Origin of the sequence: Neisseria perflava (assembly GCF_024170405.1) — a bacterium.
GTDB lineage: Bacteria > Pseudomonadota > Gammaproteobacteria > Burkholderiales > Neisseriaceae > Neisseria > Neisseria perflava_B.
Genome location: NZ_JALJYC010000003.1, coordinates 1 through 24797 on the forward strand (window position 1 = coordinate 1; position 24797 = coordinate 24797).

25 protein-coding genes are annotated in these 24797 nt (G+C 52.9%); 12 read left to right on the forward strand and 13 right to left on the reverse strand.

All coding sequences use genetic code 11. From position 1 onward, the window contains the following. Window positions 1–87: 87 nt before the first annotated feature. Both J2T37_RS01690 and J2T37_RS01695 read right to left on the reverse strand, forming a co-directional pair. Window positions 88–495: an NAD(P)-dependent oxidoreductase gene (locus J2T37_RS01690; protein WP_253353468.1), complete on the reverse strand. Its 408-nt coding sequence runs from the start codon at window positions 493–495 to the stop codon at window positions 88–90. 248 nt (window positions 496–743) lie between these two features. Next, a complete protein-coding gene (locus tag J2T37_RS01695; RefSeq protein WP_253353469.1) occupies window positions 744–1736 on the reverse strand; it encodes an aldo/keto reductase in 993 nt (330 codons plus the stop codon). A 186-nt stretch (window positions 1737–1922) separates the two neighbouring features. On the opposite strand from J2T37_RS01695, the gene J2T37_RS01700 reads away from it, so the two are divergent. The 3 genes from J2T37_RS01700 to J2T37_RS01710 all read left to right on the forward strand — a co-directional run bounded on the left by J2T37_RS01700 (window position 1923) and on the right by J2T37_RS01710 (window position 3841). Beyond that, window positions 1923–2525 (forward strand): ACP phosphodiesterase, encoded by a 603-nt coding sequence (locus tag J2T37_RS01700; protein WP_253353470.1) that lies wholly within the window; start codon window positions 1923–1925, stop codon window positions 2523–2525. A 100-nt stretch (window positions 2526–2625) separates the two neighbouring features. Then, complete coding sequence (locus tag J2T37_RS01705; protein WP_253353471.1) at window positions 2626–3120, forward strand: MarR family winged helix-turn-helix transcriptional regulator; 495 nt, start codon at window positions 2626–2628, stop codon at window positions 3118–3120. Further along, entirely contained in the window at window positions 3068–3841 is a 774-nt protein-coding gene (locus tag J2T37_RS01710; RefSeq protein WP_253353472.1) for an NADPH-dependent oxidoreductase, read from the forward strand. The genes J2T37_RS01705 and J2T37_RS01710 overlap by 53 nt, the downstream gene beginning before the upstream one ends. A 73-nt stretch (window positions 3842–3914) precedes the next feature. Here the strand turns inward: J2T37_RS01710 and J2T37_RS01715 are convergent, their stop codons facing one another. After that, window positions 3915–4766: an ABC transporter six-transmembrane domain-containing protein gene (locus J2T37_RS01715; RefSeq protein WP_253353473.1), complete on the reverse strand. Its 852-nt coding sequence runs from the start codon at window positions 4764–4766 to the stop codon at window positions 3915–3917. 93 nt (window positions 4767–4859) lie between these two features. On the opposite strand from J2T37_RS01715, the gene J2T37_RS01720 reads away from it, so the two are divergent. Next, on the forward strand, window positions 4860–5729 hold the full coding sequence (locus J2T37_RS01720) for a LysR family transcriptional regulator (RefSeq protein ID WP_253353474.1): 870 nt from the start codon (window positions 4860–4862) through the stop codon (window positions 5727–5729). Window positions 5730–5800: 71 nt separating this feature from the next. Here J2T37_RS01720 and J2T37_RS01725 read toward each other — a convergent pair whose 3' ends face one another. Beyond that, complete coding sequence (locus J2T37_RS01725) at window positions 5801–6373, reverse strand: NAD(P)H-binding protein (RefSeq protein ID WP_253353475.1); 573 nt, start codon at window positions 6371–6373, stop codon at window positions 5801–5803. Window positions 6374–6484: 111 nt separating this feature from the next. Between J2T37_RS01725 and J2T37_RS01730 the strand changes: the two genes are divergently transcribed. Then, window positions 6485–7384, forward strand: coding sequence for a LysR family transcriptional regulator (locus tag J2T37_RS01730; protein WP_253353476.1), 900 nt, complete (start codon window positions 6485–6487; stop codon window positions 7382–7384). A gap of 70 nt (window positions 7385–7454) precedes the next feature. Here J2T37_RS01730 and J2T37_RS01735 read toward each other — a convergent pair whose 3' ends face one another. Next, entirely contained in the window at window positions 7455–9104 is a 1650-nt protein-coding gene (locus J2T37_RS01735) for a multidrug ABC transporter permease/ATP-binding protein (RefSeq protein WP_253353477.1), read from the reverse strand. A gap of 195 nt (window positions 9105–9299) precedes the next feature. Between J2T37_RS01735 and J2T37_RS01740 the strand changes: the two genes are divergently transcribed. From J2T37_RS01740 to J2T37_RS01755, 4 genes are all read left to right on the forward strand, one after another. After that, on the forward strand, window positions 9300–10604 hold the full coding sequence (locus J2T37_RS01740) for a paraquat-inducible protein A (protein ID WP_253353478.1): 1305 nt from the start codon (window positions 9300–9302) through the stop codon (window positions 10602–10604). Further along, window positions 10591–12249: an intermembrane transport protein PqiB gene (gene pqiB / locus J2T37_RS01745; RefSeq protein WP_253353479.1), complete on the forward strand. Its 1659-nt coding sequence runs from the start codon at window positions 10591–10593 to the stop codon at window positions 12247–12249. Before J2T37_RS01740 ends, pqiB begins: the two co-directional genes overlap by 14 nt. Next, window positions 12249–12767, forward strand: a complete 519-nt coding sequence (locus tag J2T37_RS01750; protein WP_253353480.1) for a PqiC family protein — start codon at window positions 12249–12251, stop codon at window positions 12765–12767. The genes pqiB and J2T37_RS01750 overlap by 1 nt, the downstream gene beginning before the upstream one ends. 429 nt (window positions 12768–13196) lie before the next feature. Further along, window positions 13197–13964: a sulfite exporter TauE/SafE family protein gene (locus J2T37_RS01755; protein WP_253353481.1), complete on the forward strand. Its 768-nt coding sequence runs from the start codon at window positions 13197–13199 to the stop codon at window positions 13962–13964. Between the two features lie 58 nt (window positions 13965–14022). Here the strand turns inward: J2T37_RS01755 and J2T37_RS01760 are convergent, their stop codons facing one another. The 4 genes from J2T37_RS01760 to guaA all read right to left on the reverse strand — a co-directional run bounded on the left by J2T37_RS01760 (window position 14023) and on the right by guaA (window position 18714). Next, window positions 14023–14454, reverse strand: coding sequence for a DUF6314 family protein (locus J2T37_RS01760; RefSeq protein WP_253353482.1), 432 nt, complete (start codon window positions 14452–14454; stop codon window positions 14023–14025). A 76-nt stretch (window positions 14455–14530) separates the two neighbouring features. Beyond that, window positions 14531–15094: a biotin transporter BioY gene (locus J2T37_RS01765; RefSeq protein WP_253353483.1), complete on the reverse strand. Its 564-nt coding sequence runs from the start codon at window positions 15092–15094 to the stop codon at window positions 14531–14533. A 188-nt stretch (window positions 15095–15282) separates the two neighbouring features. Next, a complete protein-coding gene (locus J2T37_RS01770) occupies window positions 15283–16881 on the reverse strand; it encodes a peptide chain release factor 3 (RefSeq protein ID WP_253353484.1) in 1599 nt (532 codons plus the stop codon). A 267-nt stretch (window positions 16882–17148) separates the two neighbouring features. Further along, entirely contained in the window at window positions 17149–18714 is a 1566-nt protein-coding gene (gene guaA, locus J2T37_RS01775) for a glutamine-hydrolyzing GMP synthase (RefSeq protein WP_253353485.1), read from the reverse strand. Window positions 18715–19018: 304 nt separating this feature from the next. Between guaA and J2T37_RS01780 the strand changes: the two genes are divergently transcribed. After that, entirely contained in the window at window positions 19019–19882 is an 864-nt protein-coding gene (locus J2T37_RS01780) for a GRP family sugar transporter (RefSeq protein WP_253353486.1), read from the forward strand. Window positions 19883–19965: 83 nt separating this feature from the next. On the opposite strand, the gene J2T37_RS01785 is transcribed toward J2T37_RS01780, so the two are convergent. The 4 genes from J2T37_RS01785 to J2T37_RS01800 form a co-directional block, all read right to left on the reverse strand. Further along, entirely contained in the window at window positions 19966–20307 is a 342-nt protein-coding gene (locus tag J2T37_RS01785; RefSeq protein ID WP_253353487.1) for a LiaF transmembrane domain-containing protein, read from the reverse strand. Between the two features lie 100 nt (window positions 20308–20407). Then, the gene (gene smpB, locus J2T37_RS01790; protein WP_253353488.1) at window positions 20408–20854 is read right to left on the reverse strand and encodes an SsrA-binding protein SmpB; all 447 of its coding nucleotides are present in this window, start codon (window positions 20852–20854) and stop codon (window positions 20408–20410) included. A gap of 358 nt (window positions 20855–21212) precedes the next feature. Continuing rightward, on the reverse strand, window positions 21213–21434 hold the full coding sequence (locus J2T37_RS01795) for a DUF1653 domain-containing protein (RefSeq protein ID WP_253353489.1): 222 nt from the start codon (window positions 21432–21434) through the stop codon (window positions 21213–21215). 101 nt (window positions 21435–21535) lie between these two features. Further along, complete coding sequence (locus J2T37_RS01800; protein ID WP_016687461.1) at window positions 21536–21739, reverse strand: cold-shock protein; 204 nt, start codon at window positions 21737–21739, stop codon at window positions 21536–21538. 261 nt (window positions 21740–22000) lie between these two features. On the opposite strand from J2T37_RS01800, the gene clpS reads away from it, so the two are divergent. Then, on the forward strand, window positions 22001–22315 hold the full coding sequence (gene clpS, locus J2T37_RS01805) for an ATP-dependent Clp protease adapter ClpS (protein ID WP_253353490.1): 315 nt from the start codon (window positions 22001–22003) through the stop codon (window positions 22313–22315). A gap of 4 nt (window positions 22316–22319) precedes the next feature. Beyond that, complete coding sequence (clpA, locus tag J2T37_RS01810) at window positions 22320–24602, forward strand: ATP-dependent Clp protease ATP-binding subunit ClpA (RefSeq protein WP_253353491.1); 2283 nt, start codon at window positions 22320–22322, stop codon at window positions 24600–24602. Window positions 24603–24797: the final 195 nt, after the last annotated feature.

Sequence of the window (24797 nt, forward strand, 5' to 3'; positions counted from 1 at the left end):
GTTTTAACAACAGTGAAATAAAATCTCAAATTTCTATTTTGAAACAGTTAGTAAAAGGTAATTTGCTCTAATTATCTAGTACAGCCCCTAAATTAATTGTCCTTGTGCCGCCTGAGGACGGGAACCGGATACCGGAGCTTCCAAAAATGCTGTGCCGTGAATCTGCATGGCTGTGCTCAATTCGTGAATCCAATCCGGTGTCAAAGTTGAGCTTTCTACCGCCACCGCGTTTTTAGCCAGAGCCGCCAATGCACCGGTTTTGTCATCTAACCACACTTGGCGGGAGGCCTCATCATCGCGCACCATGGAAATCACAAATTCCGCTCCTTGTACTGCTTCACGCGGCGTGCTTGCCGCTTTTGCTCCGGCGGCGACCAATTCATCACAAGCACTGGCAGTACGATTCCATACGGTTAATGCATATCCGGCTTTAACCAAATTCAAAGCCATGCGGCTGCCCATTGCACCCAGGCCTAAAAATGCAATCTTAGTCATTTTATTTTCCTTTTTAATTCATTGTGTTAGTCAGGAAATTGATTTCCTGTTTGTTGAAAAACATTTTAGACGTGGGGGACATATTCGTCTAATCGTCTTTTGTGATAGGAGGTATAAGATAGAATAATATTTGCAAGAAAAGCAGCACGGTTGGTTTAAGGTCATTTTTTGAGGTGTGAAAATGCCGTCTGAAAATAAAATTTTCAGACGGCATTTGTGTTTGAGACGTCGTTAAATCCGACCGCACTTTAAAATGCGCCGGTTTTTACATGCGGCATATAGGGCGCTTCCAAACGTTTGATGATTTCATCGTCCAATTTAATATCCAACGCGCCCACCGCTTGCTCGATATGTTGCACGGAAGTGCCGCCTACAATCGGCGCGGTAATATACGGTTTGGACAGCATCCATGCCAGTGCTACTTGCGCCATCGGCAGGTTCAATTCTTTGGCAACCGCTTCCAAATTATCTACCACGGGTTTATCCACATTTTCGGTTGCACCCCACACCATCGGCGAAACATCATCAATGGCGCTGCGGGCGGTTTGTGTGCCCCACGGACGGGTCACACGGCCGCCAGCCAGCGGGCTCCACGGCACTACCGCCATTTTGCGGTCTTGGCACAGCGGCAGGATTTCCCGTTCTTCTTCGCGGTAAATCAGGTTGTATTGCGGTTGCAGCGAGGCAAATTTCGTCCAGCCGTTACGCTCGGCGATGCCCTGCATACGCTCTAGCTCCCACGCCCACATTGTGCTGGCGCCGATATAACGTGCTTTGCCGCTTTTCACCACATCGTGCAGCGCTTCCATAATCTCTTCCATCGGTGTGTCGTGGTCGAGGCGGTGGATTTGATACACGTCCACATAATCCAGATTCAGGCGTTTCAGGGAATGGTCGATTTCCGTCATAATGTTTTTGCGTGACAAACCGCCACCGTTCGGACGATCCGGACGCATGGGAAAATTCACCTTGGTGGCCACCACGATTTCATCGCGGTTCAAGCCGAATTCTTTAATCAAACGGCCGGTGATTTCCTCGCTGGTGCCCATTTGATAAACATTCGCGGTGTCGAAATAATTAATGCCCAAATCAACGGCGCGTTTGAACATTGCCTTGCCTTCGTCAAAGGTTTTCGCCCACGGGAACACGCCGTTTTCGCTGCCCGGCGCGCCGTAGCTCATCATGCCCAAACAGATACGGGAAACGTCCATACCGGTGTTGCCGAATTTGACATATTGCATTGTGATACTCCTTGTTTTGCTTGATTTTTCAGACGGCCTTTTGAGCCGCTGTGCTTGATTCGATGGATGTATTGTAGAAACATTCCGCCTGCGGATAAATAGGATAATTTTTCTAACGCTTATCAAATTTGTTTCTGAATCCCGATTGCGTTATGATGATTCGACTGCCATAAAAGAAGGATAAACATGAATTTTCTTGCGCACAGCATGATTTCTCTGGCTTTGGAACGTCGCCCCAATGTGTTGGGCGGCGATACGCTGTTTGGCAATTTTGCCGGGGATTTTTATAAAGGGCAGGTGGAAAATCTGGAGGTGGACGCGCCGATTAAAAACGGAGTGATTCTGCACCGCTTTATCGACCGCACTACCGACCGGCGCGATAATTTTCTGGGTACGCTGTTGGCGGGGGAATACGGTATTTTTAAGGGCATTGTGGCGGATATTGTCATCGACCATTTTGTTGCCAAGCAATTTAATCAGTTGTTTGGGCAGGATATTTTAGCGGCAGAACAAGCGATTATGGCGCGGATAGCGAGCCACCAAGCCCATTTCCCGCAAGGCTTTGCCCCGCTGTTTGACTGGCTAAACCAAAACCACGCCTTATCCAATTATGCCGATGTGGATTTTTTGGAAAGTCGGGTGTTTTCAGGCCTAGCAAAGCGGGTCAGCCGTGGCGGGATTTTGCTGTCGGCGGCGGATAGTTTAAAACAGAATTACCCTCGTTTTGAACAGGCGGCCTTGCAGGAATTTGCCTATGTGCAGGAGGAGAGTTTGCGGGCGTTTGGGTAAAAATGCCGTCTGAAAAGAGAATTTTCAGACGGCATTTTATTTCAAAATTGACAACCTCTTGTCAATAATGTAAACTGCTTGTCAATTTAGTGAGGTAACTATGGCAACAGACAAACTTGAGCAGCTCAAGCAACTGATTTTCTTGGTCACGGAATTAAGCGGTACGCTGAATTTGTGGGGAGATGCGTTCAGTGCCGATTTAGGATTAACCAGCGCAAAATGGCAGGTGTTGAGCGCTTTGGACGGCAAGCGGAAAACATCGCCGCAAATTGCTGCTACCTTTGGCATTACACGACAAGCAGTGCAACTGCAATTAAACCAACTGCTGAAAGAAGGTCTGATCGAAACCTTTGATAATCCCCACCACAAGCGTTCGATGTTATACGGTCTGACCGCCAAAGGGCAGACGGCGTACGACGAACTCTACTGCCGCTGGCGGCAGCAGGCGAAAATGTGGCTAGACTTGTTTGACAGCCAAGCGCTTGGCCACGCACACAGTGCGTTAAATACATTATTGCAACAAGTGAAAAATAAGGACAAAAATGACCCCAATTATCCGACAACAACTGCAACACCACAGTATCCGCCGTTTTAAAGACATTCCGCTTACACCCGAAGAAGTGGAAACCTTGGTCAACGTCGCCCGCCACGCTTCCACCAGCAGCTATATGCAAGCGTGCTCCATCATCAGCATTACCGACCCCGACTTGAAAGAGGCCATTTATCAAGTGGGGATGCAAAACGGGCAGATTGGGGCGCAGGACTATATCCGTGAAAACGGCCATCTGTTTGTGTTTGTCGCCGACACCGCCCGTAATGCCGCCATTGCCCAAATGCAGGGTGTCGAGCCGGTATATCAAGGCAGTGCCGACCGCTTTTTGGCAGGTGTGTATGATGCCTCCATCGCCTGTCAAAATCTGGTGATTGCCGCAGAGAGTATGGGCTTGGGCGCGGTGTATCTGGGGATTATTCTCAACGATGCTCAACGTATGGTGGACTTGCTCGGTCTGCCGCAGCGCACTTTTCCCGTGTTTGCGCTGGCAGTGGGCTGGCCGGATCAGCAACCCGACATCAAACCGCGCCTGCCGCTTGCCATTACTCATATGGAAAACCGCTATGTACCGATTAGTGAACGCCAAGTCGAACTTGCCGCTTATGACCGCGAATTGACTCACTATTACCAACACCGTGGCGGTAACACGCGTATGGAAACTTTTAGTCATTTAGCCGCAGGCTACACCAGTAGCCAACAGGTAAAACGCACCGAAATCGCACAAGTTATCAAAAACCAAGGATTTTTGCCCGAATTAGATTGATGGGCAGGAATGACAATGCCGCCTGAAAATCTGATTTTCAGGTGGCATTGTCTTTTGCAGATTTCAGCAAAAATTACCTCGCCACCTGCACCCGTTTGCCGATGTCTTTAATCGCCGAAAAGCGTTCCAAAAGTTGCGGGAAGTCATCCAGGCTCATGGCAAATGCCCATAAATAGCTGACCACCGCATAAATATGCCCTGCGCTCACGCCGTTTTGAAGCGTCAGCACTGTGAGGGTTACGCCGAACAGCAGCGCCATCGCCAGCCCAATCAAGAGATAGCCCGTCGCTTCGCGGTCGGAAATTTTAACCCTAAGCCAAGACACCAAATCATAATGGCGCTCTAAGCGGTCGGGGTGGGCGTTTTGAATCAGCGCCACATCACGCTCAAGGCGGTTGTTCAGGCTAAAATACAGGCGGTCGTTGGTGGCGGCAAAACGGCGTACCAACAGCCCGAAGCCGCCCAAAATCGCCGCCGCTGTCAGCCCCGCCCAGGGTTCAAGCACCAAAAGCATCACCACTGCCCCAATCACGCTAAAACCGCTGGTGAGCAAGGTTGGCAAATGCTGTTCAAAAAAATCCACCAATTCGCGCGACAGCGCCACCCGTGCCGATACCGACGATGTCGCCTCGCCGCTGCCGCGCTGCTGAATAATCACGGGCACGACCATACGCGCATAGATATGGGTAAAGGTGCGGGTGTCCACCGCCCGCCGCGCCGAGCCGATGAGCCACATCACCAGCACCACGGCGGCATAAGTCAGGGCTTGCATCACATTGCCCGCCATTACGCCGTCAATGGCAAACGCCCCAAACAAGGGATACAGCACCAGCAGCAGATTTTCCGTCACAACCAGCGCAAATGTCCCTGCCAGTTTCTTTTTATGCTGGCGGCTTAGGGTGATAAGATTATTTAACGCGCTCATTTTGCTAAAAATTTTGTCTGAAGTTGAAAATTAGCGGTATTGTATGGCAAAATTTTCGATGAATAAAGTTAGAATCTATCGGAAAAACAGATAATGTACACTCTAGATCAATTACACGCTTTTGTCTGCGTGTGCGAGAGCGGCTCTATTTCTGCCGCCGCCCGCAGGCTCGGCAAAGCGCAATCCGCCGTCAGCCAAAGCATTGCTAATTTGGAAATCGCCCTAGACCAGACCTTGTTTGACCGCAGCGGCGGAGCGGCCACCCTTACCCAAACAGGGGCAGCGGTATTGGCAATGGTGAAAGTGCTGCTTGCCCAAAACACTCTGTTTGAGCAACGGGTTGCTGCCTTAAGCCGTCATGAAGAAAGCGGGTTGATTGTTGCATTTGAAGACAGCCTGTGGACAGACCCCGTCGGGGCGGTTTTTGCCCGCCTGCAAAGCCGTTTCCCGCATACCAAGCTGGACATCCGCTTGTCTGAGGCTGAAGACATCGCTCGCGGGCTTTCAGACGGCAGCATTCACATCGGTATCAGCTACCATGTGCAACCGCAGCCGCCGTATCGGGCAACCCATCTCGGTAGTCAGGCTTTTGTCGCCGTGGCAAGCCGTGAACACCCGCTGGCGGGGCAACAAAACATCACGCAAGATGAGCTGGCCGACCATTGCCAACTGCTGCATGCTACCAAAGACACGCCCGTGTTGTCGCCCAAAGTCTGGCTGGCAAACGGCTATTATTTGATGCTGGACATGGTGGCATATACCCTGGGCTGGGCGATTTTGCCGCACAGCCTGCTGGGGGATGATATTTGGGACAATATCGTCGCTCTCGACCTTGCCGAGCCGCTGTTGCCTGCACCCAAAGCCATCACTGCCTTAACTGCCCCGTCTTATACCGCAGGGGCGGTCACGGCGTTTTTGCTGACGGAATTGGCGGAAGTGTTTGGGGATAAAAAGGCCGTCTGAAAACTAAATTTCAGCTAGGCTAAAACTTCGTTTTCAGACGGCCTCAAATTTTTTAAAAAACGACCGCGCTTTTACAGCTTGCTGATATTGAGATTTTCTCCGATATATTGGTTCGGCTCGGCAAACAGTTTCACCACAAAATCTGCAATGCTGGCACGCGATACCGCGCCGCCGCGCTCAGGCTGGCCTTTGGGCGTGAGGGCGTAGTCGATTTCGCGGCCGTTGGTAAACCAGTCGGGGCGCAAAATGGTGTAGTCCAAGCCCGATTGTTCGATGATGTCCGCCAATGCACGATAGGGGTGCAGCACGGCTTTTATCGGCTCATCATAAATGCCGATGGAGCTGACGGCGATGACCCGTTTTACGCCGTTTGCGTTCATCGCCTGCACGATATTGCCTGCCATTGCCACCAAGTCGCCTGCCAAATTGATATACACGATGTCTTGCCCTTGCATGGCGGCGTTTAAATCCGCCATGTCCAGCGCATTTCCCTGAATAATGTGGCAATTTTGCGCCAAATTTGCGCTAATGCGTTTCGGCTCGCGGGCAAATAAGGTCAAGTTTAAAGCGGGATTTTGTTTGGCGGCAGCAATCACGCGTTGGGCGAGGCTGCCGGTAGCGCCGATAATCAGAATGTTGTTCATGGTTTGTTCTCCGGTTGATTGAATGGCGCCAGTATAAACCGCTTGATTAAAATTGATTAGATGGGTATTGTTGCATACACTTAGCAATTTTATTTCTAAATAGGCAGCGATATGGAAAATATTGATGATCTGAAAGCCTTTTTACTGGTGGCGCGTACCGGCAGCTTTACCAAAGCGGCGGCGCAAATCGGCGTGTCGCAATCGGCGCTCAGCTATACCGTGCGCATGTTGGAGCAGCGCTTGGACATTAAATTGCTGGAGCGCACCACGCGCAGCGTGTCCACCACCGCAGCGGGCGAGGCTCTGCGGCAAAAAATCGAACCGTTGCTTTTGGGCATTGATGAGGCGCTAAACGATTTGAACGCCGCCAAAGGCGCATTGGGCGGCACGATTCGGATTAACGGCAACGAGCATTCGTTGCGCTATGTATTGAAAGACAAGCTGCTGCGCTTTAGCGCCGAACACCCCGAAGTGACGCTGGAAGCGATTGCGGAAAACCGTTTTTCCGACATCATCGGCGAGCGTTTCGATATGGGCATCCGCTTGGGAGCCAATGTGACCAAAGACATGATTGCGGTAAAAGTGTCGGGCGATTTAATCATGCAAACCGCCGCCAGCCCCGATTATCTCGCCGCGCACGGTACGCCGAAAACGCCGTTTGATTTAAGCCGCCACAGTCCGCTGGCCTACCGCCTGCCGACTTTGGAAAACCTGATGATGTGGGAATTTCGCGACCCCAAACGCAAACAGGACAAACACGTTAAAATCCAACCGGATGGAGGTTTTATCAGTAATAATAATGATTTATTGATAGCAATGGCGAAGCAGGGCAAGGGGCTGGTGTGGCTGCCGCAGGATGTGTTGGCGCAATCTATTGCAGACGGTACGCTGGTCGGCGTGTTGGATAATTGGGCGATGAACTACGGCGCATATTACCTCTACTATCCGAGCAGAAGGGCGGATTCGGCGCTGTTTCAGGCGGTGGTGGCGGCATTGCGGGAAACGGATTGAGCGGATAGAAATAGGCCGTCTGAAAAGATATTTTTTCAGACGGCCTATTTATTTATGGAGAAACGGATGTTTAACTTCGGCTGTGTTCATCCGCCACTTTAACCGCGTCTTCTGCATTGTATTCGCTCAACACGCCTTGTTTCATGGAGAGAATGCGCTCGGCGTGGTTGAAGTATTTGTCGTCATGGCTGATGGCGAAAACGGTGTAGCCTTGCGCTTTTAAGAGCGGCAGCAGCTCTTCGTAGAAAATGCGGCGGAACTGCGGGTCTTGGTCGGCCGCCCATTCGTCGAGAATCAGCATGCTGCGGTTTTCGGCGGCGGCGGCAAGCAGGGCGAGGCGTTTTTTCTGGCCTTGGGATAACTTGTTGTTGAGAATGCGGTTTTGCTCGCGTTTGACCTTTTCGGACATGTGCAGGTGTTCCAGCCATTGGGCAATCATGTCATCGGCGGCGTCCGCGCCCATGCCGTCGATGAGTTTGTCAAACAGATGGAAATCGGTGAACACGCTGGCAAACAGGCGGCGGTAGGCGTCGCGGTTTTGCTCGGTGATTTCGATGTCGTCCACAAAGATTTTGCCGCCGCTAGGCTGATACAGGCCGGCCAAAATCATGGATAAGGTGGATTTGCCCGAGCCGTTGGCGCCAATCAGAAATACGGTTTCATGGCGCTTGAGGGTCAGGTTGACCGGTTGCAGGGCAAATTGCTGCCCGCCCTGCGCGGGGTAGTCGTAGGTGACGTTTTCCAAGCGGATGGTTTGCCAGTTATCGGGCAGGGCGGTATCGCTGTGGAAGCCGCTTTGGTATTCGGCCAAACCCAAATCGTTTAAGGCGTTCAGCCCGACTTGGCTGTTCATCAGCATGGGGAAGGCGCCGATGGCCTGCGACAGGGGCGAGCGCATAAACAATACGGTCATGGTGATGGTGGCGGCGTCAGCCAGACTTGCCCATTGATGGTAGGTGGCGAGGTAGAAGATAATGCCGACGGCGGCGAGCATGGAGACGTTGCCCCAGTTAATCGCCAGCGCGTGCAGACTGTCGGCACGGATGGCCCAGTTGCGGTTGTTTTGCGCGGCAGTGGAGAAATCTTCGTGATAAAAACGCTCGGCGCGGTAGCGGTTGAGGGTCAGCTCTTTGTGCCCGTCAAGGCTGGTTTCGTAGTGGGCATACAGCTCGTCTTCGTAGCCGCGCATTTTGCGGAAACTCTGAAACACGCGTTTGACGACCATATTGCTCACCAGCACCATAATCAGCAAAATCACGGCGGTGACGACAAACAATTTGGGCGAGAGCCAAATCAGATACAGGCTGCAGCCGACGCTAAACAACACGCCCTGCACAAATTCGGGCAGGCGGGTAAACGCCATGCTGATGGAGCGGATGTCGTTGGAGAGGCTGGCCAAGAGTTTGGGCTTTCCGGTCAGCTGGATTTGCGCGGCCTGCGAATCCATAATGCGCTTAAGCAGCTGCGTGCGCATTTCAAAAACGAATTGGTGGCCGAGCTTGGAAAGCTGGATTTGCGACAGGGTGGCGACAGCGAGATAGGCAACCAGCAGCAGCGCAAATTGCAGCATAATGCCGCCAGCCGGCATGCCGCCTTGCAGCAGACGGCCGTTGATAAAGGCGAGCACGCCGATACCAAACAGGCCGGATAACAGGGTCAGCACAAACATGGTGACAAACTGCTTGCGGTATTGGCGGTAAATCAGGGAGATGATGTTCATGTGTTTGTTTTTTGTCGGAATCGGCGGGCATTATACAGGCATTGACTGTAAAGGCGGGATAAGGCCGTCTGAAAGCGTGTTTGCAGTATATCGAGCGCTTTTCAGGCGGCCTTTTACATTTGTGCGGCATTCGTGCGGCGGATTTTTCCCTTATAATGCAGGGTTTGTCAGCTACTTAACTGCCGTTTTTCCTGCATGAAATCCCTTCCGACCTACACGCGCTGGTGGCGCTTCAAACGCTTCCGACCTGATGCCGAGCTGCCTGCGCACACGGTGGATTGCCCCGACTGCGGCAAGCGCACGGACATTCCGCGTTTGGTGCAGGGGCAGGAGGCGCATTGTCCGACCTGCAACCATGAAATTGTCGAGGTGGAGGGCAATCCGTATCTGGCGCCGCCTGCCTTTACCGCTACTGCGCTGATTTTGATGGTTTTTGTGTACAGCATGATGTTTGTGCGCGTGGAAATGGTCGGCGTGGTGTCGATTTTGTCGCTGCCGAGCATGATGAAAATGCTGATTGTGCAGGACTTCGGCTTTTTGGCTGAGGTGATGTTTGCGCTGACCTTCGGCACGCCGGTTTTGTTTTTATTGCTGTGTCTGTATGTCTATACCGCGCTCTTGACGGAGCGGGCGCTGCCGGCGCTGTTTTGGGCAACGCGGGTGCTGGTGCGGCTGCGCCATTGGATTATGGTCGATGTGTTTTTTATCGCCACGCTGGTGGCGTATATCAAGCTCTCGGCGGTGGCGGCGGTGGAATTCGGGCCGGCGTTTTACCTGATGTTGGGGCTGGCGGTGATGTTGGTGCGCACCTCGGTGTCGATTCCGCAGCATTGGGTGTATTACAAAATCCAGCGCATTTTGGGCTATAACGCGATTCAGACGGCCTCGCCGCAGCGGATTTGCTGCAGCCGCTGCCTGTATTTCCGCGACGCGGCCGAAGAGATTTGCGGCGTGTGCGGCGCGGATTTGTACCGCCGCCGGCCGCACAGTTTGCGCGTTTCGCTGGCGTTTTTATTGGCGGCGGCGGTGCTGTATGTGCCGGCCAATCTGCTGCCGATTATGATTTCTTCCAATCCTACCGCTGTCGAGATTAATACGATTTTCAACGGCATTGTGTATATGTGGAACGATGGCGATAAGCTGATTGCAGTGATTATTTTCTGCGCCAGCATTCTGATTCCGATGTTGAAAATCGTGTCGATGACGGTGTTGATTTTGTCCGCTTCTATTTGCCGTCCGCTGTTTGCCGCGCCGAAAATGGCGGTGTTGTACCGCCTGACCGAAGCCGTCGGCCGCTGGTCGATGATTGATATTTTTGTGATTATTATTTTGATGAGCGCGTTCCATACCAATATCGCCCGCGTGGTGCCGGGCGAGGCCGCGCTGTATTTCTGCCTGGTCGTTTTGCTGACCATGCTTTCCGCCTATTATTTCGACCCGCGCCTGATTTGGGACAGAATATCTGTTTCAGACGGCCTTGAGAACAATGAACAACGATAAGCCCGATTTGCCCAACGCGCCCGCGCGCGTCAAGAAAACCAATGTCTTTACCTCCGTCGTGTGGGTGATTCCGCTGATTGCGCTGCTGGCCGGCGGCTGGCTGCTGATGAAGCAGATTCGTGACACCGGCCCGAAAATCACGCTGCTGATGGACAGCGCTGACGGCATTGAAGTCAACAACACCGTGATTAAGGTGTTGGATGTCAACGTCGGCCGCGTAACCCAAATCAAGCTGCGTGACGACCGCAAAGGGGTGGAGGTGATTGCCCAGCTCAACGCCGACGCGAAAAACCTCATGCGCGCGGATACCCAGTTTTGGGTGGTCAAACCGCGTATCGACCAAAGCGGCGTGACCGGCTTGGGTACGCTGCTCTCTGGCTCCTACATCGCCTTTACCCCCGGCAACAGCGAAGAAGAGCAATACCGTTTCCAAGTGCAGGACATTCCGCCGATTGCCGCCATCGGCCAAAGCGGGGTGCGCCTGAAACTGGAAGGCGACAACGACCGCATTCTCAGCGCGGGCAGCCCGGTGGTGTATGAAAACTTCATGGTCGGCCAAATCGAAAGCGCGCATTTCGATCCGGCCAGCCGCAGCGTGCATTACACCGTGTTTATCCAAAGCCCGAACGACAAACTCATCCGCTCCGACAGCCGCTTTTGGCTCGACAGCGGCCTCAGTATCCAAACCAACGGCAGCGGGATTGAAGTCAAATCCGCGCCGCTGCCGGCGCTGCTTTCGGGCGCGATTTCGTTTGATTCGCCGAAAAATACCGACAGCACCGGTGTCAGCAACGAAGCGCAGTTTACCGTGTATAACAGCCGCAGCGAGGTAGAAAACCTGCCCGACGAGCGTTCGCTGTATTACACCGTCTTTTTCAAACAATCCGTGCACGGCCTGAGCGTCGGTGCGCCGGTGGAATACAAAGGCATGAACATCGGCGTGGTGTCGGCTGTGCCGTATTTCGAGCGCAACGGCAGTCTGAAAATGTTTGCCGACGGCTGGGTGCCGGTGCGCATCCGTATCGAGCCGTCGCGCTTGGAAAACAATGCCGACGCGCAAAGCAAAAGCTACTGGCAGCAGCAGCTTCAGACGGCCTTTGGTAAAGGCCTGACCGCGCTGATTTCCAGCAACAAACTGATTCTCGGCAGCAAAATGATTGAGCTGTCCGATAGCCCCTCAACCGCGCCGACGTTTAAGCCGTTTAGCGTGTATGGCGGCGATACCGTGATTGCCACACGCGGCAGTTCGCTGGACGATTTGCAAACCCAGTTGGGCAAGCTGTTGGAAAAACTGAACAAATTGCAGCTGGATAAAACCGTGGACGGCTTAAACGGCTCGTTGGCCGAGCTGAAAAACACCCTCAAATCCGCCGACAAAGCGCTCAATTCGGTCAACGCGCTGGCCAGCCAGCCGCAAACGCGCAATCTGCCGAATGAGTTGAACAAGACCCTGAAAGAATTGCGCCATACCCTGCAAGGTATTTCGCCGCAATCGCCTGTTTACGGCGAAGCGCAGCAGACCCTGAAAAATCTGGACAAAACCCTGCAAGACGTTCAGCCGGTGATTAACACCTTGAAAGAAAAGCCAAACGCGCTGATTTTCAACAGCACCACCAAAGACCCCATCCCGAAAGGAAGCCGCTAATGCGCCTGTTTGCCCTGACCGCCGCGCTGCTGCTCGCCGCCTGCGGCACCGCCCAAACCACGCAGTATTTCGTGCTGCCCGACAGCAGCTACACCCAACCTGACCGCCAAGGTGAAGAAATCGCGGTAAAAGTGATTTTGGCCGACGCGCTGGATAAGGGTGGGCTGGTGTACCAGACCGATGCCTACCATGTCAATTTCGCCCGCAACCATCTGTGGGCCAATCCGCTGGACAGCGCCTTGGCGGGTAATTTGAGCAACAAACTCAACCGCTTGAGCCGCCAATATGTTTTTGTGCCCTCTGCCCGCAGCCACAGCCGCAAACAGTTGAAAATCTATGTCGAAGCGTTCAACGGCAGCTATCAGGGCAAAACCGTCGTCAGCGGCTACGCCCTATGGCCGGACGGCCGAAGCAAACCTTTCCACGCCGAAACCGCGCAGCAGGGCGACGGCTATACCGCAATGGTCGAATCGCTGGCCGACGGCTTGCAGCAGGCCGCGCAGGATATGGTGGAGTGATGTTGGTTTAGAGAAATGGCAAGGCCGTCTGAATCCGGTTACTGAGCGTAGTCGAAGTATTCAGACGGCCTTTGTTATGTCTTTACTTTATAAGGGTTTATGCCATAAAAAAGGGTCATCCATGCAAAGGGAGAAACACGGATGACCAAACACATTACGGGAGTGTCCGATTCACTCATCAGAGTGAATATTACTCGGACGACTGCATTGTAATCGGATTAATAGGATATTGCGTTAAGTTGTGTTAATTTCAAGGGGTGCATCTTGCTGATTTTTAACATTTTTCGTATTGTAAATAGAGGCTAAAAAATGGAATCTGCGGCATATAGGGCAAAATATGCGGAAAGGCCGTCTGAAAGACGATAGACGGCGGTTAACGGAATCATTACAATCCGAACATCTTATTAGGGTATTTATTGCGGCGGGATTATGGAGAGCACGCTTTATTTTTTAATCGTCATCGGCTTTTTGGCCGGGCTGATGGACGCGGCGGTCGGCGGCGGCGGGCTGTTGCAGATTCCGGGGCTGTTTAACGTGTTGCCGCCGCAAACACCGGTGGCGACAGTATTGGGCGTGGGCAAGGTGGCTTCATTTTCGGGTACGCTGACCGCGACTTGGCAGTATGTGCGCAAGATTCCCGTGCCGTGGAAAATGCTGTTGCCGGCGGCGGTATTGGCGTTTGCCGCCTCGTATTTGGGTGCGCAATCGGTGGCGTATTTCCCGACCGAATACATGAAGCCGGTAATGTTGGCGATTATGCTGGCGATGTTTGTCTATACGTTTTTCAAAAAAGACTTGGGGCAGATGGCGCGCACGGCGGCGCTGACGCGGCGCGAAACGCTGTGGGGCTTGTTTTTCGGCGCACTTATCGGCTTTTACGACGGCATTTTCGGGCCGGGTACGGGCAGTTTGCTGGCGTTTGTGTTTGTGCGCTTTTACGGCTACGATTTTCTGACCGCAAACGCGGCGGGCAAGGTCATCAACACCACCACCAATTTCGCCGCGCTGACGTTTTTTGTGCCGCACGGCCATGTGGTGTGGGCATGGGCAGTGCCACTGGCGCTGGCGAACCTGTGCGGCGGCATTTTGGGTGCACGGCTGGCGATACGCGGCGGCACGGTGTTTCTGCGCTATGGCTTTATGCTGTTATTGTGTGTGATTATCGGCAAATTTGCCTGGGATTTATGGCAAGGGTAGGGCAACAATAAAGGCCGTCTGAAAATCGGGTTTTCAGGCGGCCTTGCGGTATGGCGCTTCAACGGTAGGTATAGCGGATGACCTCATTTTTGCGCGTGCCGCGAATCTCAATCGTCAACACGACAGCATTGTCCCGCCACGTCAAAGTGCCGAAATAATCATCAGGCATACAGGCATACGGTTTGTCGGCACGGATGGCGTTATCCTGTATCCGAAACAGAAAAATCTGTTCAAATGCCTGATGGCGGTAATGGTAAAACGCCAAGCCGCCGTCTTCCAAACGCCATTGCTTTTCATCGCGGCACAGGCGGCCGTTGTCGAGGCGGAAGCGGTCGCGGAAAGTCAGTATGCCGTCTGAAAAAACGGTTTGCGTGTCGCCGCGGGCCTGATGGTTCCACGCCATTTGCGAGCCGTCCAGACTTTGCGCCTGAAAATCCAGCATGCTGACCTGTTGCAGACGGGCAAACATGCGGGTTAATTCGGGGTGCATGGTAAAAGAATATCAGGCCGTCTGAAATATAGGGGCAACAGATTGTTTGCCCATGTTTTTCAGACGGCCTCGGCCTTTACAGTTTTTGGAAGAAGCGGTAAGTCGGTGCCAACAAGACCGCCGCAACAAAGGCTTTGATGATGTCGCCCGCGATAAACGGATACAGGCCGTAGGCCAAGACTTTATCCGCCGGCACAAACAGCGACAGCTGCGCCAACCCCAGCGCATATAATGCTGCCGTGCCGGCCAAACCCGCCGCCACGGTTTTCCACACCGATTTTAATGCCCCTTTATCGCTGGCCCAGCCCAAAATCAAGGCCATGAAAATATAGCCGAACAAATAGCCGCCCGACGACCCCATCAATACCGCCAGCCCCGCTTTGCCGTTGGCAAACACAGGCATACCCGCCGCACCTTCCAACAGATACAGCAATACCGCCGCCACGCCCGCCTTGCGGCCGAGCGCAAAGCCGATTAGCAACACGCCCAAAGATTGCAGGGTAATCGACACAAACGGCAGCGGCACGGCAAATTGCGCCAATACTGCGATCAGATTCGCGCCCAGCGCGGTTTTCAACCAAAACGCAGTGGTTCGGTTGGCATCAGCCCAATGTCTGATGACGTTGACTTGGTTCATCATAATGATTTCCTTAAAAAAATAATAAAACGCCTGTTCGCAATGAAGCAGGCGGGCGTATTGTATAACAGAATGGGCGGGGCGTAAAAATGCCGTCTGAAAATCAGTTTTCAGACGGCATTGGGTAGGTTGGGATAAAACCACAACGGAAATAGCGCAAATGTTGGGTTGACAACCCAACCTACGCGCCTTTACGCATTCAGATTCACCGCATGTTCGCGCGTTTCGTGGAACACGATGTCCGGCCAGCGCTCCTGTGTCAGGCTGAGGTTGACGCGGTTGGGGGCGAGGTAGGCGAGGTTGCCGCCCGCGTCAATCGATAGGTTGGCGGCGTTGGCTTTTTCAAACTCGGCCAGCTTTTTCTTGTCCTCGCAGGAGACCCAACGCGCCGACCAGATGGAGGCGTTGTCAAACACCGCTTCCACGCCGTATTCCGCCGCCAGGCGCGAGGTAACGACCTCAAACTGCAACACGCCGACCGCGCCCAAAATCAAATCCGCACCGCTGTGCGGTTTGAACACCTGCACCGCGCCTTCTTCGCCCAGCTGCTGCAAACCTTTTTGCAGCTGCTTGATTTTCAGCGGATTTTTAATGCGAACGCTGCGGAACAGCTCCGGCGCGAAGAAAGGAATACCGGTAAACGCCAACTGTTCGCCTTCGGAAAAACTGTCGCCGATTTGGATGTTGCCGTGGTTGGGAATGCCGATGATGTCGCCGGCAAAGGCTTCTTCCACCAATTCGCGGTCATGCGACATAAAGGTCACCACGCTGCTGGCGGCAATGTCGCGGTTGATACGCAGGTGTTTCATCTTCATGCCGCGCTCGAATTTGCCCGAGCAGACGCGTAAAAAGGCAATGCGGTCGCGGTGTTTCGGGTCCATATTGGCTTGGATTTTGAACACGAAACCGGAGAATTTCTCTTCTTGCGGCTGCACCATGCGCACGGTGGCGTCGCGTTCTTTCGGCGCAGGCGCCCAATCAATCAGGGAATTGAGGATTTCCTGAATACCGAAGTTGTTAATCGCCGAGCCGAAGAATACCGGCGTCAGTTCGCCCGCCAAAAATTCGTCCAAATCAAATTCGTTGGAAGCAGCTTGAACCAATTCGATTTCATCGCGCAACTGTTGGATTTCCAAAGGGAAACGCTCTTCTAGAACGGGATTGTCTATACCCTTAATCACATCAAATTCGTGCGGCAGCTTCTCGCCGCCCGCTTCAAACAGATACACTTCGTCGTTCAAAATCGAATACACGCCTTTGAAGTTTTTGCCCATGCCGATTGGCCAGGTAACAGGCGCGCAGCGGATTTTGAGGATGTTTTCCACCTCGTCGAGCAGCTCCAGCGAATCGCGCACTTCGCGGTCGTATTTGTTCATAAACGTCACAATCGGCGTGTTGCGCAGACGGCAGACGTTGAGCAATTTAATGGTTTGCGCTTCCACACCCTTGGCCGCGTCGATGACCATCAGGGCGCTGTCCACGGCAGTGAGTACGCGGTAGGTGTCTTCCGAGAAATCTTGGTGACCAGGGGTGTCGAGGAGGTTGATCACGTGGTCTTTATAGTCAAACTGCATGACCGAAGAAGCCACGGAAATGCCGCGCTGTTTCTCGATTTCCATCCAGTCGGAAGTGGCGAATTTGCCGGTTTTCTTACCCTTGACTGTACCCGCGCTTTGAATCGCACCGGAAAACAGCAACAGCTTTTCGGTAAGCGTGGTTTTACCCGCGTCAGGGTGGGAAATAATGGCAAACGTGCGGCGGCGGCGCACCTGGTCTAGGATTTCGGACATGGTTTCTCGATTAAGCAGTAAAACAAATCAGGCCGTTTTCAGACGGCCTGAGTGAAAAATAATGCGTGATTGTACAAAAAAATGCTTGTTTTATCAATGACGGAGCAGGAAAAGGCCGTCTGAAATATCCGATTACTGAGCGTAGTCGAAATATTCAGACGGCCTTACTTGCGGATAAACGCAATACATATCACCGATACGGATTTACCGTCATGCGGACGGCAGATTTATTTTTGCAGCCGCATGATTGCAAATCGGACGAATAGCTTATTCCCACTCAATCGTGGCGGGCGGTTTGCCGCTCACGTCGTACACCACGCGGTTGATGCCTTTGACTTCATTAATGATACGGTTGGACACGCGGCCGAGCAGGGAGTAGGGCAGCTCCGCCCAGTGCGCGGTCATAAAGTCGCTGGTGATGACGGCGCGCAAGGCGACGACGTAATCATAGGTGCGGCCGTCGCCCATCACGCCGACGGACTTTACCGGCAGGAACACGGCAAAGGCTTGGCTGGTGAGGTCGTACCATGAAGTGCCGTTTTCGTCTTTGGTGTTGCGCAATTCTTGGATAAAGATGTCGTCGGCCTGACGTAACAGGTCGGCGTATTCTTTTTTCACTTTACCCAAAATGCGCACGCCCAAGCCCGGGCCCGGGAAGGGATGGCGATAGACCATTTCACGCGGCAGGCCGAGCGCCACGCCCAATTCGCGTACTTCGTCTTTAAACAAATCGCGCAGCGGCTCAAGCAATTTCAGCTTCATGTCTTCCGGTAGGCCGCCGACGTTGTGGTGGGATTTGATGGCGTGGGCTTTTTTGGTTTTCGCGCCCGCGCTTTCAATCACATCAGGGTAAATCGTGCCTTGCGCCAGCCATTTGGCGTTGGTGAGTTTTTTCTCTTCCGCGTCAAAGACTTCGATAAATTCGGCGCCGATGATTTTGCGTTTTTTCTCGGGGTCGGTTTCGCCGGCCAGCTTGTCGAGGAACTGCGCTTCGGCATCGACGTGAATCACGCGCACGCCCAAGTTGCGGGCAAACATGTCCATAACCATTTTGCCTTCGTTCAGGCGCAACAGGCCGTGATCGACGAATACGCAAGTCAGCTGGTCGCCGATGGCGCGGTGAATCAGCGCGGCGGCCACGGAGGAATCCACGCCGCCGGACAAGCCTAAAATCACTTCGTCGCTGCCGACTTGCTCGCGGATTTTGGCCACGGCTTCGTCGATGTAGTTGGGCATGGTCCAAGACGGTTGCGCACCGGCAATGTCGAGCACGAAGCGGTTAATCAGCGCACGGCCTTGTTTGGTGTGGGTGACTTCGGGGTGGAACTGGATGCCGTAGAATTGTTTTTCGGCGTGTTCCATCATGGCAATCGGGCAGGACGGGGTGTCGCCGATAACGGCAAAGCCTTCCGGCAGTTTGGATACTTTGTCGCCGTGGCTCATCCACACATCCAAGGTATTCGGGGTTTCGTCGAAAATATCGCGCGTCAATTCGCTGTCGATGGTTTTCACCTGCGCGTAACCGAATTCGCGCTGGTTGCCCGGAGTAACTTCGCCGCCCAAGTGGTAGGCCATAAACTGCATGCCGTAGCAGATACCGAGCACGGGAATGCCCAAATCGAAAATACCGGTGTCGGCCTGATAGTCGGATTCGTACACGGAATTGGGGCCGCCCGAGAGAATGATGGCCTTGGGATTGAAGGCTTTAATCTCGGCCAAAGGCATATCGAAGGAATGCAGCTCGCAGTAAACGTGGGCTTCGCGCACGCGGCGGGCGATAAGCTGGGTTACTTGCGAACCGAAATCGAGGATAAGGATTTTGTCTTGGGTCATGATGTTTTCTTGAATAAAGAAACGGTTAGGAATACGGCTCAGGCCGTCTGAAAACGGCGTATTGTACCATTTTTCAGACGGCCTTTATAGGGTGTATCTATATTTCATCTGCGGCTGGATGGAATAGAACGCATGGCCGTATTTTATGGCAAATTTATCGGATGATTTTGATTTTTACTTTTAAAAGCAATCGCTAATATTAAAGATAGTTTATGCGGGTGCAAAGAATAGTTTGGAAACTTGCTTGCATGCGCAGGCGTGTGCGTATAATGTTTGTAGTTAAGTTACTTTTATAGGAGGTCGTATGGATTTCTTCTTGGCGTTGTTACCGGCTCTGTTTTGGGGCTCGATGATTTTGTTTACCGTGTATATCGGCGGTACGGCTTACAGCCAGCTGTTGGGGATTACCGTGGGCGCATTGTTGTTTGCCGTGGTGAACTATGCGTTTTCCGATCCGGTGATTACCACTAAAGTATTTTGGGTAGGACTGGCTTCGGGTGCGCTGTGGTCGGTTGGGCAAATCGGGCAGTTGCAAAGCATTAAGAAACTCGGTGCGGCCACGACCATGCCGATTTCAACCGGTATGCAGCTGATTGCTACGACATTGTTCGGCGCGTTGGTGTTGTCGGAATGGCATAACGCGATGACAACCGGTTTGGGTTTGGCGGCGCTGCTGCTGATTTTGGCGGGCGTGTTTCTGACTTCGGCACGTGCGAAAAATGCCCCCAAAGATGCGGCGGGACAGGAAAACATGCGCGGGGCGCTGGTGATGTTGGCGGTATCGACCGCCGGTTATCTGGCTTATGCGGTGTTGGCAGCATTTTTCAAGGTTAAAGGTTCGGATGCGATTTTGCCGCAAAGTATCGGTATGGTGTTGATGGCGCTGCTGCTGACGGTGAAAGAGCGGCCGTATAATAAAGATGCGTTTAAAAACATCCTGCCGGGTATTGTGTGGGCATTGGGCAGCTTTTTTATGTTTCTCGCCCAGCCGCGCGTGGGTGTGGCCATCAGCTTCTCGCTGGCGCAGGTGGCGGTGGCCATTTCGACATTGGGTTCGATTTTTATTTTGAAAGAACACAAAACGCCCGACCAAATGAAAAAAGTTATCTTGGGGATTGTGTTGATTGTTTTGGCTGCCGTGTTGTTGGGTATTGCTAAAAATTATTGATTTATCAGCAGATAAAAAGGCCGTCTGAAAACGTATCGGGTTTAAGCATACGTTTTCAGACGGCCTTTTTTGTCGGAAGAGGTTTACAAACGCTCGATTTGTTTCTGGCGTTTTTCCGGCACCAAATCGCTGCGCGAGAGCAAGAGCAGGAAACCGAGCACCATCATGCCCAGCGCAATCAGCGGCGAGTAGGGAAACCAATATTGCGTGCGCAGATACACCGCCGCGCCGATATACACCAGTATCGGGCCGGAAATAACGGACTGCTTGTTGATGCCGTCCATCACCAATACGGCGATACCGGCCACGGCCAGGCCGATGGCAATCAGGGTGGCGGTGGCCGGCAGGATGCCGGTGGTTTTGAGAAACCAGACCGCACCGAAAATAATCAGAAACAGGGGCAGGGCAAGGGAGGCTTGTCGCACGGCGTGCTCCAAAAAAATTCAGACGGCCTGATTATTGGGGCAATCAGGCCGTCTGAAAAGCGGGTAAAGTGCAATCTTGCGTGTGTTTGGGTAAACGGTATCAGCGCACGTTTTTCATCAAACGCTGTTTCTCGCGTTTCCAATCCGCTTCTTTCAGGCTTTGGCGTTTGTCGTGTTGCTTTTTACCTTTGGCCAAACCGATGTCCATTTTGATGCGGCCCCGGTTGTAGTGCAGATTCAGCGGCACGATGGTATAACCGGCACGCTCGGTTTTGCCGATGAGCTTGTTGATTTCGGCTTGATTGAGCAATAATTTGCGCGGACGGACGGGGTCGGGTTTGACATGAGTGGAGGCGGTGGGCAGCGGCGTGATGTGGCAGCCGACCAGATAAAACGCATCGCGCTTCCAATAGATATAGCTTTCTTTGAGCTGAACGCGTCCGGCGCGCACGGCTTTGACTTCCCAGCCTTCCAATACCAGGCCGGCTTCGATTTGGTCTTCGATAAAGAAATCGTGAAAGGCTTTTTTATTATTGGCAATACTCATGATTCGGATTCTTTATAGAGATAGAGGGTGTTTTTCAGACGGCCTATTTTAGCACAGGTTTTCAGGCCGTCTGAAAATGGGTAAAGTTGGCCAGCGTATGCGAAATATAACTGAGAAATTATATTTTACATACAGGTGGCTGAGCGCAGTCGAAGCCCTGCCTGCGGCTTCGACTGCGCTCAGCCACCTGATGTTTGTATGCATTTCAAAGTTTATTAGCTATAACGAAAAAACGGGCTGCTAATGAGCCGTAGGGTGCAATAGGCGGTGCACCGTATTGCACCGCGGACGGTTGGGATTGCAGCAAACATCCTCTAATCGGTACGTTACACCGCTTGAGGCGGCTAACGTCCCACGGCTATTCAAATGCTTTAACCAACTGGAAACGCGGCAGGCTCTGTCGGTTGATTTCCACTTCTTCGGCGAACATGGCGGCGGGGCGCACCCATAAGCCGTAATCGCCGTAGAGGGCGCGGTACACCACCATCGCTTCTTCGGTTTCGCTGTGGCGGGCGAGGCCGGTTACTTCGTATAAATTGCCTTTGTAGTGGCGGTAGATACCGGGTTTGATTGTATTCATGGCTTATGGATATGGCGGGAATAATAACGGCTCATTGTGACAGGCAATAAAAAATGGCGGGACAACCCGCCATATTTTTTCGTGGTTTGCACCGCACTCGATTAAGCAGCTTGAATGTTAGCAGCTTGTTTGCCTTTAGGGCCGGTGGTCACTTCGAAAGACACGCGTTGGCCTTCTTTCAGGGTTTTGAAACCATCCATGTTGATGGCTGAGAAGTGAGCGAATAAATCTTCGCCGCCTTCGTCAGGGGTAATGAAACCAAAACCTTTAGCGTCGTTGAACCATTTTACGATACCGGTTGCCATTAGAACTTCCTATACTTTAAAAAATTAACAAAAACAGCAAATAAGGCAATGCGTAAAACGTAGAAGTTTCGAGTTTCTCCCAAAACACTTATGCTTATTCGAGTGCCGACTCTGCTTAACCGTCTTTTTACATTTGTTAAAGGCAAACGTCAAGCAATGATTGGGAAAAATCGAATTTTTTATTAAAATAAACCAAAAAACAACAAAATCGTCCCCATATGGGAGACAATCAGGCTGAATATCACGGAAGTTAATGTATAAATGAATACCCCTAATACCGGCCGCGAGTCGGATACCCTGTTGGACGAGCGCCTACGCATGCAGCCGCCCAAACGCTACGGCGTGTTTTTGCTCAACGACGATTACACCACCATGGAATTTGTGGTGGAAGTGTTAACCGAAATTTTCATGCTCGGCCAAGAGCAGGCGGTGGCGGTGATGCTGCTGGTGCACCACGAAGGCAAGGGCTTGTGCGGCACTTATACCCGCGACATCGCCCTGACCAAACAACAACAAGTCATGCAGCGCGCCCAGGCCGAAGGCCATCCGCTGCAATGCACCGTCGAGGAGGTTTAAAGCCATGATTTCACAAGAATTAGAACGCATTTTGCAGCTGCTCTATACCGAGGCGCGCGGCGAGCGTTACGAATTTATCGGTATCGAACATCTGCTGCTGGTGTTGCTGGAAGAACACGGCGGCGTAGCTGATGTGTTGCGCGAATGCGGCGCGGATTTGAAGATTTTGACGGCGCAGCTGGCCGACAGCGTGGCGGAAAACACGCCGCAGATTCCCGAAAACCTGCTCGATACCACGGAAACCCAGCCTACGATGGGTTTCCAGCGAGTGATTCAGCGGGCGATGATACACGCGCAGTCGGCAGGCAAGGCGGATGTCTCGCCGCTGGACGTATTGGTGTCCATCATGAGCGAAACCGACAGCCATGCGGTGTATTTCCTCAAGCTGCAATCGGTAACGCGCTTTGAAATCCTGAGCCACATCGCCCACGGCGGCACAGCGGCGGAAGGCATATCTTCAGACGGTCAAGGCAGCGACGGCGAAGAAAATATAGAAAGCAAAGGCAATCCGCTGGCCGATTACACCTTGAATTTAAACGAAGAAGTGAAGGCCGGACGCATTGACCCGCTTATCGGGCGCAAAGTGGAAATGGAACGGCTGGTGCAGATTTTGTGCCGCCGCCGCAAAAACAATCCGCTTTTGGTCGGCGAGGCGGGTGTGGGTAAAACCGCGCTGGCGGAAGGTTTGGCGCACCAAATTGTCAACGGCGAAGTGCCGGAAACGCTGCAAAATGCGGTGGTGTATGCGCTGGACATGGGTGCGCTGCTGGCGGGTACCAAATATCGCGGCGATTTTGAAGCGCGGGTCAAGGCCGTGTTGAAACAGCTGGAAACCGTGCCGAATGCGGTGTTGTTTATTGACGAAATCCACACCATCATCGGCGCGGGCAGCACCAGCGGCGGCACGATGGACGCGTCCAACCTCTTGAAACCCGCATTGGCCAAAGGCGCGTTGCGCTGCATAGGCGCGACCACTTACGACGAATACCGCACCATTTTCGCTAAAGACCACGCCTTAAGCCGCCGTTTCCAGAAAATCGACATCGCCGAGCCGAGCATAGCCGAAACCGTACAGATTCTGCGCGGCCTCAAGCCCATGTTTGAAGAATTCCACCAAGTGCGCTATACCCAAGCCGCGCTGGAAGCGGCGGCCGAGCTTTCTGCCCGCTATATCAACGAGCGTTTCCTGCCGGATAAAGCGATTGATATTGTCGATGAAGCAGGTGCGGCGCAGCGTATCCAACCCAAATCCAAGCAGAAAAAAGTTATCGGCAAGGCGCAAATCGAAGCGGTGGTGGCTAAGGTAGCGCGTATTCCCGAGAAAACCGTGTCGCACGACGACAAACAGGTGTTGCAGTTCCTCGCTCGCGATTTGAAAAACATGGTGTTCGGGCAGGACACCGCCATTGACGCGCTGGTGTCCGCCGTGAAAATGTCGCGCTCCGGCTTGGGGCTGCCCGACAAACCCATCGGCAGCTTCTTGTTTTCCGGCTCGACCGGTGTCGGCAAAACCGAAGTCGCCCGCCAGTTGGCTTTCTCACTCGGCGTGCCGCTGCAACGCTTTGATATGTCGGAATATATGGAACGCCATGCCGTATCGCGCCTGATTGGTGCGCCGCCGGGCTATGTCGGCTTCGATCAGGGCGGCCTGCTTACCGAAGCGGTCAACAAGCAGCCGCACAGTGTGATTCTGCTCGATGAAATCGAAAAAGCCCATCCCGATATTTTCAATATCCTGCTGCAAGTCATGGACGCGGGCAAGCTGACCGACAACAACGGCAAAAGCGCGGATTTCCGCAACGTGGTGCTGATTATGACCACCAATGCCGGCGCGGAAAGCCTGAGCCGCCCGAGTTTGGGCTTTACCGCCAAACGCGAGCGCGGCGACGAAATGCAGGCCATCAACCGCCTGTTTACGCCCGAATTCCGCAACCGCTTGGACGCGGTGATTCCGTTTGCGCCGCTTGATGGCGAAGTCATCGCCAAAGTGGTGGATAAATTCTTACTGCAACTGGAAAAACAACTGCTCGACCGCAAAGTAGAAGCCGAGTTCACGCCTGCGCTGCGCCGCTATCTGGCGGAAAAAGGCTTCGACCCGCAAATGGGCGCCCGACCGATGCACCGCCTGATTCAGGACAAAATCCGCAAGGTTTTGGCCGACGAACTGCTGTTTGGCAAACTTGCCGACGGCGGCCGCGTGCGCATTGATTGGGATGAGGAGAAGGGCGAAGCGGTGTTGGCGTTTGGCGAAGCGGTGGTGTCGGCAGTATCGGCAGACGCGGTTTAACGGTAAGGTCGTCTGAAAAAAGCATGCCGTCTGAAAATTTCAGACGGCATGCTTTTTTATAGTCAAATTACCTAAAAACCAAACCATAAATAAGCCCCGAGTAGGTTGGTTGTAAACCCAACATATGTCCGAACTTCCGTTGGGATTTCATCCCAACCTACTCGGTTTGGTTTTTTGATGATTCTACTATATATA

Coding starts and splice junctions, on each gene's coding strand:
- J2T37_RS01690 (WP_253353468.1), bottom strand. CDS start 495: ATGACTAAGATTGCATTTTTAGGCCTGGGTGCAATGGGCAGCCGCATG.
- J2T37_RS01695 (WP_253353469.1), bottom strand. CDS start 1,736: ATGCAATATGTCAAATTCGGCAACACCGGTATGGACGTTTCCCGTATC.
- J2T37_RS01700 (WP_253353470.1), top strand. CDS start 1,923: ATGAATTTTCTTGCGCACAGCATGATTTCTCTGGCTTTGGAACGTCGC.
- J2T37_RS01705 (WP_253353471.1), top strand. CDS start 2,626: ATGGCAACAGACAAACTTGAGCAGCTCAAGCAACTGATTTTCTTGGTC.
- J2T37_RS01710 (WP_253353472.1), top strand. CDS start 3,068: ATGACCCCAATTATCCGACAACAACTGCAACACCACAGTATCCGCCGT.
- J2T37_RS01715 (WP_253353473.1), bottom strand. CDS start 4,766: ATGAGCGCGTTAAATAATCTTATCACCCTAAGCCGCCAGCATAAAAAG.
- J2T37_RS01720 (WP_253353474.1), top strand. CDS start 4,860: ATGTACACTCTAGATCAATTACACGCTTTTGTCTGCGTGTGCGAGAGC.
- J2T37_RS01725 (WP_253353475.1), bottom strand. CDS start 6,373: ATGAACAACATTCTGATTATCGGCGCTACCGGCAGCCTCGCCCAACGC.
- J2T37_RS01730 (WP_253353476.1), top strand. CDS start 6,485: ATGGAAAATATTGATGATCTGAAAGCCTTTTTACTGGTGGCGCGTACC.
- J2T37_RS01735 (WP_253353477.1), bottom strand. CDS start 9,104: ATGAACATCATCTCCCTGATTTACCGCCAATACCGCAAGCAGTTTGTC.
- J2T37_RS01740 (WP_253353478.1), top strand. CDS start 9,300: ATGAAATCCCTTCCGACCTACACGCGCTGGTGGCGCTTCAAACGCTTC.
- pqiB (WP_253353479.1), top strand. CDS start 10,591: ATGAACAACGATAAGCCCGATTTGCCCAACGCGCCCGCGCGCGTCAAG.
- J2T37_RS01750 (WP_253353480.1), top strand. CDS start 12,249: ATGCGCCTGTTTGCCCTGACCGCCGCGCTGCTGCTCGCCGCCTGCGGC.
- J2T37_RS01755 (WP_253353481.1), top strand. CDS start 13,197: ATGGAGAGCACGCTTTATTTTTTAATCGTCATCGGCTTTTTGGCCGGG.
- J2T37_RS01760 (WP_253353482.1), bottom strand. CDS start 14,454: ATGCACCCCGAATTAACCCGCATGTTTGCCCGTCTGCAACAGGTCAGC.
- J2T37_RS01765 (WP_253353483.1), bottom strand. CDS start 15,094: ATGATGAACCAAGTCAACGTCATCAGACATTGGGCTGATGCCAACCGA.
- J2T37_RS01770 (WP_253353484.1), bottom strand. CDS start 16,881: ATGTCCGAAATCCTAGACCAGGTGCGCCGCCGCCGCACGTTTGCCATT.
- guaA (WP_253353485.1), bottom strand. CDS start 18,714: ATGACCCAAGACAAAATCCTTATCCTCGATTTCGGTTCGCAAGTAACC.
- J2T37_RS01780 (WP_253353486.1), top strand. CDS start 19,019: ATGGATTTCTTCTTGGCGTTGTTACCGGCTCTGTTTTGGGGCTCGATG.
- smpB (WP_253353488.1), bottom strand. CDS start 20,854: ATGAGTATTGCCAATAATAAAAAAGCCTTTCACGATTTCTTTATCGAA.
- J2T37_RS01795 (WP_253353489.1), bottom strand. CDS start 21,434: ATGAATACAATCAAACCCGGTATCTACCGCCACTACAAAGGCAATTTA.
- J2T37_RS01800 (WP_016687461.1), bottom strand. CDS start 21,739: ATGGCAACCGGTATCGTAAAATGGTTCAACGACGCTAAAGGTTTTGGT.
- clpS (WP_253353490.1), top strand. CDS start 22,001: ATGAATACCCCTAATACCGGCCGCGAGTCGGATACCCTGTTGGACGAG.
- clpA (WP_253353491.1), top strand. CDS start 22,320: ATGATTTCACAAGAATTAGAACGCATTTTGCAGCTGCTCTATACCGAG.